General features: G+C 60.6%; 17 protein-coding genes. 11 read left to right on the top strand and 6 right to left on the bottom strand.

Annotated features, from left to right (window positions below; all coding sequences use genetic code 11):
* Position 1 precedes the first annotated feature (1 nt).
* Positions 2-1,141 (bottom strand): thiamine ABC transporter substrate-binding protein, encoded by a 1,140-nt coding sequence (locus ACFQJC_RS16290; RefSeq protein ID WP_390225336.1) that lies wholly within the window; start codon positions 1,139-1,141, stop codon positions 2-4.
* Between the two features lie 113 nt (positions 1,142-1,254).
* On the opposite strand from ACFQJC_RS16290, the gene ACFQJC_RS16285 reads away from it, so the two are divergent.
* Positions 1,255-2,322, top strand: coding sequence for an AI-2E family transporter (locus ACFQJC_RS16285; RefSeq protein ID WP_390225334.1), 1,068 nt, complete (start codon positions 1,255-1,257; stop codon positions 2,320-2,322).
* Between the two features lie 27 nt (positions 2,323-2,349).
* Here the strand turns inward: ACFQJC_RS16285 and ACFQJC_RS16280 are convergent, their stop codons facing one another.
* Positions 2,350-3,126, bottom strand: a complete 777-nt coding sequence (locus tag ACFQJC_RS16280; RefSeq protein WP_390225332.1) for a sulfurtransferase — start codon at positions 3,124-3,126, stop codon at positions 2,350-2,352.
* Between the two features lie 251 nt (positions 3,127-3,377).
* Here ACFQJC_RS16280 and ACFQJC_RS16275 point away from each other — a divergent pair, with 251 nt between their 5' ends.
* Entirely contained in the window at positions 3,378-4,238 is an 861-nt protein-coding gene (locus ACFQJC_RS16275) for a sulfurtransferase (protein WP_390225330.1), read from the top strand.
* A 113-nt stretch (positions 4,239-4,351) separates the two neighbouring features.
* On the opposite strand, the gene ACFQJC_RS16270 is transcribed toward ACFQJC_RS16275, so the two are convergent.
* Positions 4,352-4,615 (bottom strand): hypothetical protein, encoded by a 264-nt coding sequence (locus tag ACFQJC_RS16270; RefSeq protein ID WP_390225328.1) that lies wholly within the window; start codon positions 4,613-4,615, stop codon positions 4,352-4,354.
* 1 nt (position 4,616) lies between these two features.
* Positions 4,617-4,928 (bottom strand): GIY-YIG nuclease family protein, encoded by a 312-nt coding sequence (locus ACFQJC_RS16265; protein WP_390225326.1) that lies wholly within the window; start codon positions 4,926-4,928, stop codon positions 4,617-4,619.
* Between the two features lie 4 nt (positions 4,929-4,932).
* On the opposite strand from ACFQJC_RS16265, the gene ACFQJC_RS16260 reads away from it, so the two are divergent.
* Complete coding sequence (locus tag ACFQJC_RS16260; RefSeq protein ID WP_390225324.1) at positions 4,933-5,823, top strand: HFX_2341 family transcriptional regulator domain-containing protein; 891 nt, start codon at positions 4,933-4,935, stop codon at positions 5,821-5,823.
* A 312-nt stretch (positions 5,824-6,135) separates the two neighbouring features.
* Here ACFQJC_RS16260 and ACFQJC_RS16255 read toward each other — a convergent pair whose 3' ends face one another.
* Complete coding sequence (locus ACFQJC_RS16255; RefSeq protein ID WP_390225323.1) at positions 6,136-7,563, bottom strand: short-chain fatty acid transporter; 1,428 nt, start codon at positions 7,561-7,563, stop codon at positions 6,136-6,138.
* 136 nt (positions 7,564-7,699) lie between these two features.
* On the opposite strand from ACFQJC_RS16255, the gene ACFQJC_RS16250 reads away from it, so the two are divergent.
* From ACFQJC_RS16250 to ACFQJC_RS16240, 3 genes are all read left to right on the top strand, one after another.
* On the top strand, positions 7,700-8,299 hold the full coding sequence (locus tag ACFQJC_RS16250; protein WP_390225321.1) for a transcription antitermination protein: 600 nt from the start codon (positions 7,700-7,702) through the stop codon (positions 8,297-8,299).
* Positions 8,300-8,472: 173 nt separating this feature from the next.
* Positions 8,473-8,724, top strand: coding sequence for a hypothetical protein (locus tag ACFQJC_RS16245; protein WP_390225319.1), 252 nt, complete (start codon positions 8,473-8,475; stop codon positions 8,722-8,724).
* Positions 8,725-8,789: 65 nt separating this feature from the next.
* Positions 8,790-9,191 carry a hypothetical protein gene (locus tag ACFQJC_RS16240; RefSeq protein WP_390225317.1) on the top strand — a complete coding sequence of 134 codons (402 nt, stop codon included), beginning with the start codon at positions 8,790-8,792 and terminating at the stop codon, positions 9,189-9,191.
* Between the two features lie 136 nt (positions 9,192-9,327).
* Here the strand turns inward: ACFQJC_RS16240 and ACFQJC_RS16235 are convergent, their stop codons facing one another.
* The gene (locus ACFQJC_RS16235; protein ID WP_390225315.1) at positions 9,328-9,597 is read right to left on the bottom strand and encodes a DUF7553 family protein; all 270 of its coding nucleotides are present in this window, start codon (positions 9,595-9,597) and stop codon (positions 9,328-9,330) included.
* Between the two features lie 88 nt (positions 9,598-9,685).
* Between ACFQJC_RS16235 and uvrB the strand changes: the two genes are divergently transcribed.
* The 5 genes from uvrB to ACFQJC_RS16210 all read left to right on the top strand — a co-directional run bounded on the left by uvrB (position 9,686) and on the right by ACFQJC_RS16210 (position 16,859).
* Complete coding sequence (uvrB, locus tag ACFQJC_RS16230; RefSeq protein ID WP_390225313.1) at positions 9,686-11,740, top strand: excinuclease ABC subunit UvrB; 2,055 nt, start codon at positions 9,686-9,688, stop codon at positions 11,738-11,740.
* A gap of 5 nt (positions 11,741-11,745) precedes the next feature.
* Entirely contained in the window at positions 11,746-12,132 is a 387-nt protein-coding gene (locus ACFQJC_RS16225) for an NUDIX domain-containing protein (protein WP_390225311.1), read from the top strand.
* A 404-nt stretch (positions 12,133-12,536) separates the two neighbouring features.
* Positions 12,537-13,619 (top strand): sulfite exporter TauE/SafE family protein, encoded by a 1,083-nt coding sequence (locus ACFQJC_RS16220; RefSeq protein ID WP_390225309.1) that lies wholly within the window; start codon positions 12,537-12,539, stop codon positions 13,617-13,619.
* Positions 13,620-13,656: 37 nt separating this feature from the next.
* Positions 13,657-14,091 (top strand): universal stress protein, encoded by a 435-nt coding sequence (locus ACFQJC_RS16215; RefSeq protein ID WP_390225306.1) that lies wholly within the window; start codon positions 13,657-13,659, stop codon positions 14,089-14,091.
* Positions 14,092-14,387: 296 nt separating this feature from the next.
* Positions 14,388-16,859: a ribonucleoside-diphosphate reductase subunit alpha gene (locus ACFQJC_RS16210; protein WP_390225304.1), complete on the top strand. Its 2,472-nt coding sequence runs from the start codon at positions 14,388-14,390 to the stop codon at positions 16,857-16,859.
* Positions 16,860-16,892: the final 33 nt, after the last annotated feature.

Below are 16,892 nucleotides of genomic sequence, written 5' to 3'. Positions count from 1 at the left end.
CTCACTTGCTGGCGAACTCCTGGGCCCACGCGTCGGTCCACTCACTCAAGTTCCCCTTGAGGCGCTCGTAGGAGAACGTAACGGCTTCCGGCGGCGCTTTCGCGTACTCGGCGAAGTCCGCGGGGAGTTCGGCCGTGGTCGTCGCCGGGAACTGGACGTTACGAACGGCGATTTCGGCCTGCACCTCGGGCCGGAGCATGAAGTCCATGAACTCGGCGGCCATCGAGGGGTTCGCGGCGTCGGCGAACTGCGCCATGCCCTCGGGGTTCGCGTAGCCCTGGTCGTTCAGGAAGCGAATCTGGTGCTTTGCGAGGTCGGCACCCGACTCCTTGGCATACACCTGGTCGGTCGAGTACGAGACGACCATCGGGGCTTCGCCGTTCGAGTAGGCGGTGTAGGAGTCTTCCCACGTCCCGAGGACGCGAACGCCGTTGTCTTTCAACTGCGCCCAGTAGTCGAGATAGCCGTCTTCGCCCTTCGCGTCGATAGTGTGGAGCAAGAACGCCTGCCCGGTCGCCGACGAGGTCGGATTCTGACAGAGCAGGTCGCCCTCGAACTCGGAGTCGAGGAGTCCGTCGAACGTCTCGGGGGCGGTGAACGTCCCCGACTCTGCTTGGGTCTCGTCGTAGACGAGCGAGATGTAGCCCGTGTCGTAGGGAATCGCCCGGCCTTGCGGGTCGAATTCGAGTTCTTCGTTCACGTCGCCGAGGTTCGAGAGACCCTCCGCCGGGACGAACAGGCTCTCGTCGAGTTGTTCGTCGATACGGACGAGCATCTGGGCGTCCAGACCGACGTAGGCGTCGGCGTCGGACTCGACGCCGCGTAACGCGCGCTCGATGTAGTAGTTGACGCCGGCGTCGGGAGTCTGCCACTCCAGTGTGGCGTCGAACTCCGATTCGAACTCCTGTTTCAGCCACACGCCGGGACTCGAACTCGGCGCATCGACGAACGCGCCGTAGGTTGCGACGGTCAGGACTTGGTTCCCGCCGCCGGTGGTCGTTCCGTTAGTCGTCGTGGTCGAATCCCCCGATTCGGTCGTCGTCGTCGGTTCTTGCTGGCCACCGCCGTCACCGGTACACCCCGCGAGCATCGCCGAGGCTCCACCGGCACCGGCGACTTTGAGGAAGGTGCGTCGTTTCATCACTCAGTTGTTACACCTGGTGATATTTAATCGGCGTGATATTGGAGGGCTGTATCGCCGTGGTGGCCTGTGGCGGCACAATGACTTTGACCCCCTGTGCAGTAGTCACGGGAATGACGAATCGTCGCCCGTACGTGCTCGGCGGGTTCTTGCTCGCGCTGTCGGTGCTCGTTGCGTTCATTCTCGTCGATGTGCTCGCAACCGTGTTTTTCGCCATCACGGTCGCCTATCTCCTGATTCCGCTTCGCCGGTGGCTCGAAGACCGCGGCACCTCGCGTTGGGTCGCCAGCGTCGTCTCCACGATCGCGGCCGCAATCGGCGTCGTCGTGGTGTTCTCGCCGCTGGTCGTGATTCTGTTCCTCCGATTGAACGACTTGGTCGCACTCGCCTCGCTCATCCCCGACACGCTCTCTATCGACCTGTTCGGGTTCTTCTACCAACTGACGCTGGACGAAGCTTTTACCGTCGGATTCTCGCTGCTGCGGTCGGTCGCCCGAGCGACTGCACTCGCCGCGCCGGTCATCCTCATCAAACTCACGCTGTTCGGCTTTCTGGTGTTCGCGTTGCTCATCAGCGGTGATTCGGTCGGACGAACGCTCCTCGCGCTCGTCCCCGAGGCGTACCATCACGAGGCGACGGCGCTGAACACCCGCGCCCGCGAGACGCTCTTCGCCATCTACGTCTTACAGGCCGCGACGGCCGTCGGCACTTTCGTCATCGCCGTCCCGGTCTTCTGGCTGCTCGGCTACGACTTCGTCATCACGCTCGCCACCATCGCGGCGGTCCTCCAGTTCATCCCCATCGCAGGGCCGAGTTTCCTCCTCGCTGGCATCGCGGCGTACCACCTCGCCGTCGGCGATATCGTCGCCGCCGGACTCGTCATCGTCGCCGGCGGCCTGTTCATCGCGTGGCTTCCGGACATCCTCATTCGCCCGCGACTCGCCAAAGAGACGGCCGACCTGCCCGGCAGTCTCTACTTCGTCGGCTTCATCGGCGGCCTGCTCAGTCTCGGACCGGTCGGCATCATCGCCGGCCCGCTCGCGGTCGCCCTGCTCGCCGAGACGGTTTCGCTCCTCCGTGAAGAACTGAACGTCGAGGACGAATCGGAGACGCCGACGAACGGGCAGATACCGGACGACAGTGCTCCCCCGACCACCGACGGGACGGCCAACGACTCGTAGTCGTACGAGAAAACGGCCTTCCGGTCACTACTCTTCGACCAACTCGCCGTCGCGGGACTCCCACTCGGTGAGGCTCCCTTCGTAGAACGCCACGTCGTCGAAGCCGAGGTCTGAGAGGACGGCGAAGGTGTGACTGATTCGCCGGGCGGTGTTACAGTAGAGAAGCACGCGCGCGTCCGGAGTGAGTCCCTTCGCCGCGAGGATGTCGTCGAGTTCGGCACGGGGCTTCAGTCCGCGGGTCTCGTCGTCCACGAGTTCTCGCCAGTCCAGATTAACTGCCCCCGGCAGGTGACCCGCCGCGTACTCCTCGGGGTCGCGCGTATCGACGATGACCGTCTCACCGTCGTCGATGGCGGTCTCGACGGCCTCGAATTCGATGAGCGGCGACGTCGTCGTGTCGCTCACCTCGTAGGTCACCTCGGGGACGTCGCTCCCCTCGGTCGTGGTTTCGAACTCGCGGTTCCACGAACTGTAGTCGCCGTCGAGGAGGTGCAGTTTCGACGGGTCGTGACCGTAGAGGAGCGCCGTCACCAGAAACCGGGCCGCGAAGACGCCGTGGGTGTCGTCGTAGGCGACCATGTCGTCGTCGGGGGCGATGCCAGCATCGGAGAGCAGGCCGGCCCACACGTCGCGGCCGGGGAGCATTCCGAGGTCGCCGTCGGCACTTCGAAAGGAGTCGAAGGGAATCGATACCGCGCCCGGCACGTGGCCGATTCCGTCGAATTCCCACGCGTCGCGCACGTCCACGACGCGAACGCGGTCGAGGTTCTCCGAGAGCCACGCCGACGAAACAACGTCTGTCATGCGAATTCGTTTTCCCCCCGAGGGTTTAGTCTCGTGGCTCTGTGCACCCCTCGCCACGTGTGCGTGATACCAGAAATTGTTGCCGGCTATGGCCCAGATGCCGCCAACGCGGCTTCATTCGGGAGTTCTCAACTGAATATCAGCGAGGATTCACCACTCTTTTGAGGTGATAATTGCCGCATCACCGGGGGTGAGGCTGAACATGCCGTCGTTGTGAGAGTTATCCCACTTGCTGTACTACTCACTCGTGTATGTCAAACTCCGATTACGCGAAGGACGTGCTCGTCTCTGCGGACTGGGTGGAATCCCACCTCGACGAGTTCCAGAGCGACGACCCGGCGTATCGACTCGTCGAAGTTGACGTTGACACCGAGGCCTACGACGACAGTCACGCCCCCGGTGCCATCGGCTTCAACTGGGAGTCCCAGTTGCAGGACCAGACCACCCGCGACGTGCTGACCAAGGAGGACTTCGCGGACCTCCTCGGTTCCCACGGCATCAGCGAGGACTCCACCGTCGTCCTCTACGGCGACAACTCCAACTGGTTCGCCGCCTACACCTACTGGCAGTTCAAGTACTACGGCCACGAGGACGTTCGCCTGATGAACGGTGGCCGCGACTACTGGGTCGATAACGACTATCCGACGACGGACGAAGTCCCCTCCTTCCCGGAACAGGACTACTCGGCCAAGGGTCCCTACGAGGACATTCGCGCCTACCGCGACGACGTGGAGAAGGCCGTGGACAAGGGCCTGCCGCTCGTGGACGTTCGCTCGCCCGAAGAGTTCTCCGGCGAGATTCTCGCACCCCCGGGACTCCAGGAGACCGCCCAGCGCGGCGGCCACGTCCCCGGCGCATCGAACATCTCGTGGGCCGCCACGGTCAACGACGACGGTACGTTCAAGACGGCCGACGAACTCCGTGACCTCTACGCCACCGAGGGCATCGAAGGCGACGAGTCCACCATCGCCTACTGCCGCATCGGCGAGCGCTCGTCTATCGCGTGGTTCGCACTCCACGAACTGCTCGGCTACGACAACGTGACCAACTACGACGGCTCGTGGACCGAGTGGGGCAACCTCGTCGGCGCGCCCGTCGAGAAGGGTAACTAAGGGTTCTCGCGGTTCGATTCTTTTATTTTCGTGGTGCTGATGGTGGCTCAGTAGCTGAGAGGAATCACTAAACGTATCGAATACAAAATCTGTAGTTGGAAATTTATTTAGTCTCACCGACGTGGGACATTCCAGTACCATTTGGCTCCTGCCCAGACGCAGCCAACTGTAAGGACTGTGAGGAACCCTTTCACTGTGAGTGGGGGAAGGTATTTCGTAGTAGCATAAGCGCTGAAACCAGCGAATGGCCGCCCGTGTGCAATCTCGTTGAATAGGTAAATTAGAGCAAGTGTGGCTCCGCCAAAAACGAGCATTGGGTAGGTGTTCTTGAATGCACTTTTCACGATGTACTTGAATGCGCCTGTGATGTAACCCATGTTAGAACCAGCCAGTACGTGGATCCTGAGTGTTCCAGGGCGGCGTATTACCGTGTTTGTTTTCGTAGTTGTCGAACTCGTTCTTCTCCATTGATTTCGGACTCTGGAGAAACCCTGCCTCTTTGAACCGGAACCGGTTCGGCTTCTTATCGTCAAGGTGTTCTAGTAGTCGTCGCTGGAGATTGTCGGTTTGTCCGATGTATAACGCTCGCTGTTTGCCAAAGCTCGTCAGTTCGTACACGCCACTGCTGGTGGGGGCAGTCTGCTTGATTTGGGAGCGATTCATTCTACTCCATTTTTTTGGAATTGGCATTATCGTGAGGAAGGATAGCAGATTGCTTAAAAATTATCACGTTAGAAATGTTAGTAACGTTGCAATCGTTACAAAAGTGATTTTTGTTGGAATGACCTGTTTTGGAGCAATGGGAATTCATGTTCCCGACCGGGTTCACGTTTCGCCCCTCGGATACGAGTTTGACCGGGTTCTGAAGCCAGCTATAGATTACAAAGCTGATCGCGTGTATCTGCTGGAACACGAGGAACCAAACAGTGAGAAACCGGAGTACCATGAGACGCTGAAAGAAGACTTGCAGGATGCTGGGATTACCGTGCACTCAGTTCAGTGCGACATCTTCGATCTGTACACAGTGCTAGGTGAGATTGCACAAATCATAACGACGCACGCGAAAGACGAGGTGTACGTCAACCTCTCCACGGGAAGCAAAATTTCGGCTATTGGCGGGATGATCGCCTGTATGGTAACCCGAGAATCGGCAAACGTGACACCGTACTATGTTCGAGCTGAAGGCTATGCACCCGACGAGGAAGTTGAAGAAGGAACCCCGGTAAGTTTCGGAATGGCTGCCATTACTGAACTTCCTGCCTATCCGATCCAAGGCCCATCGAAAGAAGAAATCGTAATTCTACAGTTCATCTCTGAGGAACAGCCAATCACGAAGAAACAATTAATCCGTCAAGCAAGGCAGGTTGTAGGCCGATTCAAACAGAATGTCGAAGACAAAGGCATTCAAGTAGACAGTGATCCGTACATGGGCGAGTACCGGTTATTGGACACCCACATCCTCGACCCTCTGCAGAAACGAGAGTGCGTCAAGATTACTGAAGTCGGACGCTCTAAAGAAATTGTAATAACTGACGAAGGCCAGAACACGCTCAAAGCATTTGAGTACTTACTAAATGACGATTGAGAAACTATCCGCGCATTATTGTTTGAACCTGGACTCAGATATACGAACATAGAAATTGAAAATTGTTCTGGAAGCCACGCAAATAGATGTGCGAAATGACCCCCTCATCGAGCGTTTGGGGATTCTCAAGGGTTTGAGTGTGAATTTATTTCAATTTCACCATCACCCACTCAAAAATTCGATACTCTGAAGTATAGACTGCGATACGTAGGCCTCTAAGCAGCACACAATTCCAACTCTCAATTACGGGTTTTGACACCCGAGTCAGAAAAATCAAAGCAATTCTTTCGGAGGCTCACCCTCCGACTCACTTCACATCGGGAGGACGGTAATCCCGACGGCGACGATGACCCCGACGCCGAGCAGAACCATCACGCAGTAGCCCATGATGTCGCGGACGGAGAGACCACTAATCGCAAGCAGTGGAATCGCCCAGAACGGCTGAATCATGTTGGTCCACGCGTCGCCCCACGCCGCGGCCATGGCGACTCGCGGGATGGACTCACCGGAGGCGTTGGCGGCCGTGACGAGCGTCTCGCCGATGACCGCCCATTCGCCGCCACCGGAGGGGACGAACACGTTGACGATGCCCGCGGTGAAAAAGGCGATTGCGGGGAGCGCGCCCTCGGGTGCGATGGCGACCATGCCCTGTGCAATCTGCGTTGCGAGGCTCACCGAGCCCTCCGGCGAGTAGGCCATGATGCCCATGATGCCCGCGTAGAACGGGAACTGCAGGATGATACCCCAGACGTTCTCGACGGCCTCCATGATGGAATCCACGTACGCCCGCGGCGTGCCGTGGAGCGTGAGACCGAGGAAGAGGAAGCCGAAGTTGACGATGTTCAAGTTGAGGTTGTTCCACGGCATGACACCGTTCGTGACACCGTTGGCGAAGTAGAGTCCGACGGCGAGGAGTCCGGCGAGACCGATACCGACTGCGACACCCGTCGAGTGCTCGATACGCGTTGCGAGCGTCGCATCAGCACCGAGCGTCGCCGATGCGGTCGAACCGCCGTCGGTCGCCGTCTCGAACTCGGTCGGGTCGATTGGCGTCTTCTTCGCGTCGCTCTTCGGGTACATCAGCGCGAAGAGCGCCGGCAGGAAGAGGAACGCGATGACGACGAAGAGGACGAGGTTGGCGACGGTGAAGATGGTGCCACCGGTCCCGAACGTCGAACTGAGGATACCCGCCTCGATGAGGAAGTTCCCCTCGGTGTTCAAGAGAAGCGGAATCGACCCGGCGAGACCGCCGTGCCAGACGACGAACCCGGAGTACGCCCCGGCGACGACGATTGGGAAATCGATGCCGCGAATCTCGTCCGCAATCTTGCGAGCGAAGAGCGCGCCGACCACGAGACCGAGTCCCCAGTGGATGAACGACGCGACGGCGGCGACGACCGGAACCATCGCCGCGGCGCTCTTCTCGCTGTTCGGAACCCCCGCGAGTTTCGTCAACACCCAATCGACTGGCTCGGTCTGTGCGAGTGCGTAGCCCGTCATCAAGATGAGTGTCATCTGCATCCCGAACGATAGCAAGTTCCAGAAGCCACCGTACCACCCATCGACGAGCAGGTTTCCTGCGTGGCCGACCATGCCCGTCCCGGCGGCCGCCGGAACGAAGAACAACGCCAACGCGTACGCCACTCCGGTCAGGAGGATGGCGAACAGGAAGGCGTCGGGAAGATAGCGCTCGACCAGTTTCGAACTGCTCTCTGCGGCTGCCCTGATGATATTTGCCATGTTATAGACTCACATCATTATTATATGATATAATTGTTTATATTCGTGGCCTCAGACAGGTCTCTGTCGTCGTAGACGCCCGCCAGAACTCGCCGCCGCCGATGGGTACAAACCGCAGACCGGCGTACAAAGTGGTATGACCCAGTTCCTCGATTCCCTCCGCGACGACCACGAGACACCCCTCTCACGACTCGGCTCTTCGAAGGCGCTCTACGCGCTCACCGAGGGCGACATGAACGCCGATGCGGTTCGCGCTGCCGCCGCGGCCGACGCGTCCGCCGCCGCCGACCTGTTCGACCAGTGGACCGCCGCCGAGGCCAACGGCGACGCCGCGACCCACTTCTCCAACGTCGCTGAGACCGCCCGCGACCACCTCGAAACCGTCGCTGCCGACGACGAAACCGACGCTCCCCAACTCTACGACGTGCTCGCCGAGTTCGAGACCACCGACGAGCGACTCGGCGGCGCACTCGCTCGGGCACTCGTCTCGCTCAAAGCGACCGAACAGATGGTCGGCTTCTTCGTCGGCGACGCCGACCCGAAATCGGCGAACTCCTTCCGGACAGTCAAATCTGACTTGCAAGACCAACTCGACGAACTCGCCGAGGCCGTGGACGAACTCGTTGACGACGAGGACCTCGCCCGAACCGCCGCCGACGCGGTCGTTCAGTCGGCTTACGACGAGTACGTGGAGACGCTGGAAGGGATGGGTATCAAGCCGAAGAACGTCTGTTAGACCCCCACTTTTTTCCTCCTCGAGGTCGCCGCTGGCGACCCTCTCGGAGCAAAAACCTGGAGGAAAAAGGGCCGCGACTCGGCCTCCGGCCTCGCCGCGGTACAGTACACTTGGTTTTCTCCGCGTACAGCTACCGACACAACGACTATCCGATACGAATTCAACACTCGACCATGTTCGATGGCCCCGCACGCAACTCGTTTCGGTACGCACTGAACCCCGAACTGCTCAAACTCTACGGTGCTGTCGTCGCCGGGTGGGTCTTCTTGGGTCCCTTACAGTCAGTTCTTGATGGACTCCCTCTTCTGCACCGACCACTCTTGACCCTCGTCGAACTCCCGTTTTTGGTCCTCGGGTCGATACTGTTTTTCGGTGGATTAGTCGGCGTGCTTCACCGTGTGGTCGCGGACGCCACTGCTGAGTGAACAACAGCGTCGCAAATCAAACTCTCGCCCGAAAACACTTACTCTCGCATAGAGGTTTTCTGTCCGTGAAAGACGACGCCCGATGGTGGATACTCGGTCTCTCAACACTCCTGTTCGTCGTTCCGTTTGGCGTGCTGACCGGGCTTCGCCTCTGGAGTCTCGAACCACCGACCGCTGTGCAATCGCTCATCGTCAACGTCTCAGCCGTCGTAATCGTCGGTTCTGTCGCCTACTACGCCGCGAAAGGAGGGACGTTTAGGGGATGTTGGTTGCTCGCTTTCGGTCCGAGTCTCGCGTTCACTTGCAACCTCTTCGTCCCAGTCGCGGCGATGGATTCGCTCGGCTGGGTCTTTCTCCCATTCGCCAGCGCAGCGGGTCTCTCGCTCCTACTCGGTGGGTTTGGGTTTCTGGTCGGCTACGTCGGCAGCGAAATCCGGCGTGAACAAAACGGCACGCAGGCACCGTAGCTCACCGACCACCGCTCGGAGTTCCCCGAACATCTAGTAAATACTGAACGTTTGGTGTAGTTCAGACCACCACCACGCTGTATGCGTGTTAACTACACACTCTCCAGTGGAAACGAAGGGGTTTGTCAGACGTGTGTCAGACGCCTGGCACACTCTTTCGGTACTCGAAGAGTTGCGAGCGCGCTTCGGTTACGGTCTCGCTCACGTCGCCCTCTGTTTTACCCGCGAGGTCGTGGAGCACGTTCATGTGTCGGTCGAGTCGCCCGTGGTCGGGGCCCTCCTCGCGCGTAGCGAGTTTCGCAATCTGGTCCGACTGTTCGTAGAGGCGTTCCTGCACGTCGCCCGTCGTCTGTTCGGCCGCGTCTTTGAGGAGTTTCGAGGCCGTCTGAAGCTCTTGTCGTGTCATGCGTGAACCTACGCTGACTCGGCGGAAAATAGTTACCACAGCGACAGACACCGCCTCGCTCAAGTACGCCGACACCCAACACCTGTCAATGAGCGAGTCCGGTCCCCTCTCGGCCGATAGACCCGACGTAGAGCGCGAATTCCGCGTCGATGCCCCCTTCGACCCGGCGGGTGACCAACCCGAGGCAATCGAGCAACTGGCACAGGGGTACCGCGAGGGCGCAGACGTCCAGACCCTCCTCGGCGTCACCGGTTCCGGCAAGACGAACACGGTGTCGTGGCTTCTCGAAGAGATTCAAAAACCGACGCTCGTCCTCGCCCACAACAAGACGCTCGCCGCCCAGTTGTACGAGGAGTTCAAATCCCTCTTTCCGGACAACGCCGTCGAGTACTTCGTCTCCTACTACGACTACTACCAACCCGAGGCGTACATCGAACAGACCGACACCTACATCGACAAGGACATGTCCATCAACGAGGAAATCGAGCGCCTGCGCCACTCTGCGACCCGTTCGCTCCTCACCCGCGACGACGTCATCGTGGTCGCTTCCGTCTCGGCAATCTACGGTTTGGGTGACCCGAAGACGTACACCGACATGGCGCTCCGACTGGAGGTCGGCGAGCAACTCGACCGCGACGAGCTCCTTCGAAAACTGGTGGACCTCAACTACGAGCGCAACGACGTGGACTTCCAACAGGGCACCTTCCGCGTCCGCGGCGACACCGTCGAAGTGTTCCCGATGTACGGCCGCTTTGCCCTCCGCATCGAGTTCTGGGGCGACGAAATCGACCGCATGCTGAAACTCGACCCCCTACAGGGCGAGGTCAAATCCTCCGAACCGGCCGTCCTCGTCCACCCGGCGGTCCACTACTCGATTCCCGACGAGAAACTCGAGACCGCCATCGGCGAAATCGAGGAACTCATGGAGGACCGCGTCCGCTACTTCCAGCGACAGGGCGACCTCGTCGCCGCCCAGCGAATCGAGGAGCGAACCACCTTCGACATCGAGATGATGCGCGAGACGGGCCACTGTTCGGGTATCGAGAACTACTCGGTCCACCTCTCGGACCGCGAACCCGGCGACGCTCCCTACACGCTGCTCGATTACTTCCCCGACGACTTCCTCACCGTCGTTGACGAATCGCACGTCACGCTCCCGCAAATCAAGGGCCAGTACGGCGGCGACAAGTCCCGAAAGGACTCGCTCGTGGAGAACGGCTTTCGCCTGCCCACCGCCTACGACAACCGCCCGCTGACCTTCGAAGAGTTCGAAGAGCGCATCGGACAGGCGTTGTTCGTCTCCGCGACCCCCAGCGATTACGAGTACGAACACTCCCAACAAATCGTCGAGCAAATCGTTCGTCCGACCCACCTCGTGGACCCGAAGGTGGAAGTCGCGGAAGCGACCGGACAGGTGGACGACCTGATGGCTCGCATCTCCGACCGTATCGACCGCGACGAGCGCGTCCTCGTGACCACCCTCACCAAACGCATGGCCGAGGACCTGACCGACTACCTCGAAGAGTCCGGCATCGACGTGGCCTACATGCACGACGAGACAGACACGCTCGAACGACACGAACTCATCCGGTCGCTCCGCCTCGGCGACATCGACGTACTCGTCGGTATCAACCTGCTTCGTGAGGGTCTCGACATTCCCGAAGTCTCGCTCGTCGCCATCCTCGACGCCGACCAGCAGGGCTTCCTCCGCTCCGAGACGACGCTCGTCCAGACGATGGGTCGTGCGGCCCGCAACGTCAACGGCGAAGTCGTGCTCTACGCCGACGAAGTGACCGACGCGATGGACGCCGCGATTGGCGAGACCCAGCGCCGTCGCCGCATCCAACAGGAGTTCAACGAGGAACACGGCCACGTTCCAAAGACCATCGAGAAAGAAGTCGGCGAGACGAACCTGCCGGGGAGCAAGACCCACTCGCGCGGCGTGGCGAGCGACGAACCCCAAGACGAAGACGAGGCGGTCGAGCAAATCGCGTTCCTCGAAGACCGCATGCAAGAGGCCGCCGACAACCTCGAATTCGAACTCGCCGCCGACATCCGCGACCGGATTCACGACCTCAAACGCGAGTTCGACATCCAACGACTCGACGACGGCATCGAACCCGAGGAACCCGACGAGTTCTGATTTCGATGGTCACGTTCGCCGCGGGCGGCCTGCTTCGACGCGCTGACGGCCGAATCTGTCTCGTCCACCGACCCCGATACGACGACTGGTCGATTCCGAAAGGCAAACTCGAACCGGGCGAGACGTTGGTCGAAGCGGCGGTTCGAGAAGTCGAAGAGGAGACGCGCTGTACGGTGGAGTGCGGACGGTTTGCGGGACGCTACGAGTATCTCGTCGATGGCGACCCGAAAGGCGTCTTCGTGTGGCACATGACGCTCGTCGAAGAACGACCGTTCGTCGCGGACGACGAAATCGATTCGTGCGCGTGGCTCACGCCGAAATCATCCCTGTCGCGGCTTTCATACAACGCCGAGCGGGTACTGATTCGCAGAACGTTCGGGTTCGACGACTGAACCTCTCTGAGGGTTTGTGCAACAGTTGCCGCCAGTTCGACGCGCGTCGGTGTGTTCGTTGTACCACATTCGGCCGAGGCATCAAGACTTTTCACCCTCCCCTCGTTTAGCCCGAGTCACCGTGACCCGCAACTCGGCGGACGACTGCTTCGAATGGGATGCACAGTACGTGCTTCCGAACGGAGGCATCACGTAGATGCACGTGTCCTCGCTCGCAGGATGCGTCGGTTCGTCGCCTCGCTCCAACGACCTGACTTTCGACCCCGTCGTGGCGGCCACGACGGGTGACGACGGCAGCACGTGGTGCGATTCCGCTGATAGTATGGTAACTGGTCTGTTTTCCTCGCGTCACACCGCTGGCGCGAGTGTCGCTGCACACTGACACAACACTCGACTACAGAACCATGAGTACCCAGTCTCTCAGTCACGTCCAGAAGTTGTTCCTGAAGTATCAGCACATCCTCGTGTTCATCGCACCCGTGCTGTTCATCGCCACCGTGTTTACCGCGGCACCACTCCCTGCTGACGCCGGTACCGACTACTGGCTTCAGTACTGGTGGCTGTTCCCGGTGTTCGTCCTCGGTGCGACTATCGTGAACACGGTTGGCATTAGTGGGTCGGCGTTGTTCGTGCCGTTCCTCATCTTCATCTTCCCCATCTTCGCGCATCCACTCGAACCCGCGACGTTGGTGAAGGTCGGTCTCATCAGCGAGGCGTTCGGTCTCTCCAGTTCGTCCATCGCGTTCATCCAGTACGGACTGGTTGACCGCCGACTCGCACTCACCATCGTCGGCGGGGCGGTGCCCTTCGTCGTCGGCGGTGCACTGCTTTCCTTTATCATCCCAGAAGTGGTGTTCCACACGCTCCTCGGTATCGCCCTGCTCGCGGCGGCCTACCTGCTGTTCAAGGCCGACCTCGACCACGAGGAACCCGGCAGCCACGCCGACTCCGGACAGGCCACCGCGGCAGACGGCGGGACCGTCAACCTCCCGAACGACCCCGGCAAACTCGGCCCTGCGGGCGTCCGTACCGACGACAACGGCACTGTCACCCGCGTTGACCGCGAGGGCGGCGATTACCGCTACAACCGTGGCGGCTACCTGCGCCGCTTCGCCAACTACAGCATCGGCGGCACCTTCCAGGGTCTCGCTGGCTTCGGCGCCGGCGAACTCGGTATCATCTCGATGCTCAGCACCAAAGTCCCCGTCCGAGTTGCGATTGGGACCAACCACATCGTCGTCGCGCTGACGGCCATTCTCGCCTCGCTCGTCCACGTCTTCGGTGGCGGCCTCGTCGGCGGCCACTCGCTCAGTCTGGCTTCGACGCCGTGGAACATGGTCGTCTTCACCGTCCCCGCGACGGTCCTCGGCGGTCAAATCGCTCCCTACGTGTCGAACGCACTGGACACCGACACCATCAAAAACTTCGTCGGCGTGCTGTTCGGCGTCATCTCGCTCGCGCTGTTCCTGATGGCGCTCGGCATCTAAGCCGACGACACTCACGCTCGCTTTTTAGGTCAAACCAATGTACGACAACATCCTCGTCCCCACCGACGGTAGCGATGCGACCGAATCGACTATCGAACACGCGGCGAGTCTCGCACGGACCTCCGACGCGACGGTTCACGTCCTGTCGGTCGCCGACTCACGCAACCGATTCGAGTCGCCGTCGTCGGGTATCGCACCCGACGTGTGGCAGGAATCCGAACTCGAACGCGCCGAACGTGCGGCCGACGCCGCGCTCGAAGCGTTACCAGACGACATCACCACGGAACGAATCGTCGAAGAAGGCGTTCCGGACACGGTCATCACCGAGTACGCCGACGACCCCGATATCGACGTGGTCGTGATGGCGACACACGGCCGAACCGGTCTCGACCACTACCTCATCGGGAGTATCACCGAACGCGTCGTTCGAACGTCGTCGGCTCCGGTGCTGACGGTTCGGGCTGAAGAATAGGGAGCGGCTCGGCACTCCGCTTTCCGAGTCTGACGTTCGCGTTAGTCCTCCGGCTCCGTCTCGACGAAGTCTCCAGAGACGCCTCTACAGCGTACAACGAGGATGGCACTGACCCGTCCACAAAACAAATTCACTTGTATTATTGAAATTCTGCTTGGTAACTCTTTTACCACTTCGCGCAGACAGAGTGATACAGCCGGTTCGCCCGCGATTTTACCCGATACAGGGCCACTACGGGCGGTTCTGTAGTGGCGACACTGTCGAGTGATGCGCTGGGAACCGGTCGTTCACCCACCATGAGTTCCACAGCAACGACCGAGTTAGACGAGGCGATTCGGACGGTTCTCGACCGTGCAGTCTCGCGGACGGGTGTATCGCTCTCCGACCAGATGTTCGAGGCAGTCCGTACCGAGGCACGTCGAAATCTGTACGACGGCGCATCTCGTGCGGAACTGTTCGACGTCGTCACCGACGTTCTCACCGCCCGTATCGACCGCGACCCGTCGTACGACGACCTCGCGGCCGACGTCTTCTTGCAGGGATACTTCGAGGAAGTCGCCGGGACGCGACCAGACGACGAGAGTCGAGACAGCGTCTACCGCGAGACGTTCGTCGAGCACATCGAACGGGGTGTCGAAGCGGAGTTGCTCGACGACCGAATGGCCGACTACGACCTCGCTGACCTCGCGGCCGAACTCGAACTCGACCGCGACTCGCAGTTCGACTACATGGCCGTCGATACGCTGTACCAGCGCTACTTCCTCAAGACGACCGACGGCGACCGACTGGAACTCCTCCAAGCGTTCTTCATGCGGGTGGCGATGGGAATCGCACTCCGCGAAGACGAATCCGAGCGACAGGAGCGGGCCAAAGCGTTCTATCACCTGCTCTCGACGCTTCGGTTCCTCTTTTCGACGCCGACGCTCTTCCACGCCGGAACCACCCATCCACAGCTCTCGTCGTGCTATCTCACGACGGTCCAAGACGACCTCGACGACATCTTCGACTCCTACAAGGCGCACGCGAACCTCTCGAAGTGGTCCGGTGGTCTCGGTAACGACTGGACCAACGTCCGTGCCGCCGGGTCGCTCATCTCCTCGACGGGCGTCGAATCCACCGGTACGGTGCCGTTCCTCAAAATTTCGAACGACGTCACCTCGGCTATCAACCGCTCCGGCAAACGGCGTGGCGCGGCCGCGGCGTACCTCGAATGCTGGCACCTCGACTTCCGTGACTTCCTCGACTTGAAGCGAAACACCGGCGACGAGCGCAGGCGAACCCATGACATGAACACCGCGGCGTGGGTCCCCGACCTCTTCATGAAGCGAGTCGCGGCCGACGAACAGTGGACGCTCTTCTCACCGAACGAGGTTCCGGACCTCCACGAGACCTACGGCACGGCGTTCGAAGAGCGCTACGAGGAGTACGAACGCCTCGCCGACGAGGGCGAACTCGAACAGTTCGAGCGCGTCGATGCCGCGGACCTCTGGCGAACGATGCTCACTCGCCTCTTCGAGACCGGACACCCGTGGATTACGTTCAAAGACGCCTGTAACGTCCGCTCGCCACAGGACCACGTCGGCACCGTCCACTCCTCGAACCTCTGTACCGAAATCACGCTCAACACGTCGCAGGAAGAGACCGCCGTCTGTAACCTCGGGTCTGTCAACCTCGCCGCCCACGTCGCAGGCGATGGCTCCGGGTTCGACCGCGAGAGGCTGGCCGAAACGGTTGAGACGGCGATGCGAATGCTCGATAACGTCGTTGACCTCAACTTCTACCCGACCGACCGCGCCGAACGCTCCAACATGCGGCACCGACCAGTCGGTCTCGGGATGATGGGCTTTCACGAAGCGCTCGTCGAACTCGGCGTTCCGATGGGCGACGCCGAAGCCGTCGATGTCGCCAACGACGCCGCCGAGATGCTCGCGTATCACGCCATCCTCGGGTCTTCGAAACTCGCCAAAGAGCGCGGCACCTACGAGACCTACGAGGGGTCGAAGTGGGACCGAAACCTCTTCCCGCAAGATACGGTGGACCTGCTCGAAGCCGAGCGCGGCCGCGAGATTCCACTCGACCGAACCGAGTCGCTGGACTGGGACCACGTCCGCGACCACGTCGCCGAACACGGCATGCGCAACTCCAATACGATGGCCGTCGCACCGACGGCGACTATCTCCACGATTGCGGGGACGACGCCGTCTATCGAACCGCGCTACTCGAATCTGTACGTGAAGTCCAACATGTCCGGCGATTTCACCGTCGTCAACAGACACCTCGTCTCTGACCTCGAAGCCGAAGGGCTGTGGGACGACCAGATGCGCGACCTGCTGACCTATCACGATGGGTCTGTCGGTGATATCGACGAGATTCCCGAAGAGATTCGAGCACTCCACCGCGGCGCGTTCGAACTCGACCCGCGTCACCTGCTTCATCTCACCGCCCAGCGCGCGGTGTGGATCGACCAAAGCCAGTCGCACAACGTCTTCTTCCCGAGTACCGACGGCGAACTCCTCGCCGACGTGTACGAGACCGCGTGGGAACTCGGTCTCAAGACGACCTACTACCTGCGGACACTCGGCGCGTCACAGATAGAGAAGTCCACGCTCGATACCAGCGAGTACGACGACACGCAGTTCCGGGTCTCTGACGATGCCGATTCGACCGACGGCGATGCTGACGCCGATTCGACCGGCATGGAAGACGAGACGAGTGGTTCGTGCGACCTTCCGTCGGTCGAAGACCCGACGTGTGACGCCTGTCAGTGAGTGCCGACCGAACCGACTTCGACCACCTTCGCT

The sequence above is a fragment of the Haloferax namakaokahaiae genome, assembly GCF_042663225.1.
In the GTDB taxonomy this organism is placed as follows: Archaea; Halobacteriota; Halobacteria; order Halobacteriales; family Haloferacaceae; genus Haloferax; species Haloferax namakaokahaiae.
The sequence above is the reverse complement of the archived record's forward strand: the minus strand, read 5'-3'. Positions and strand labels throughout refer to the sequence as shown.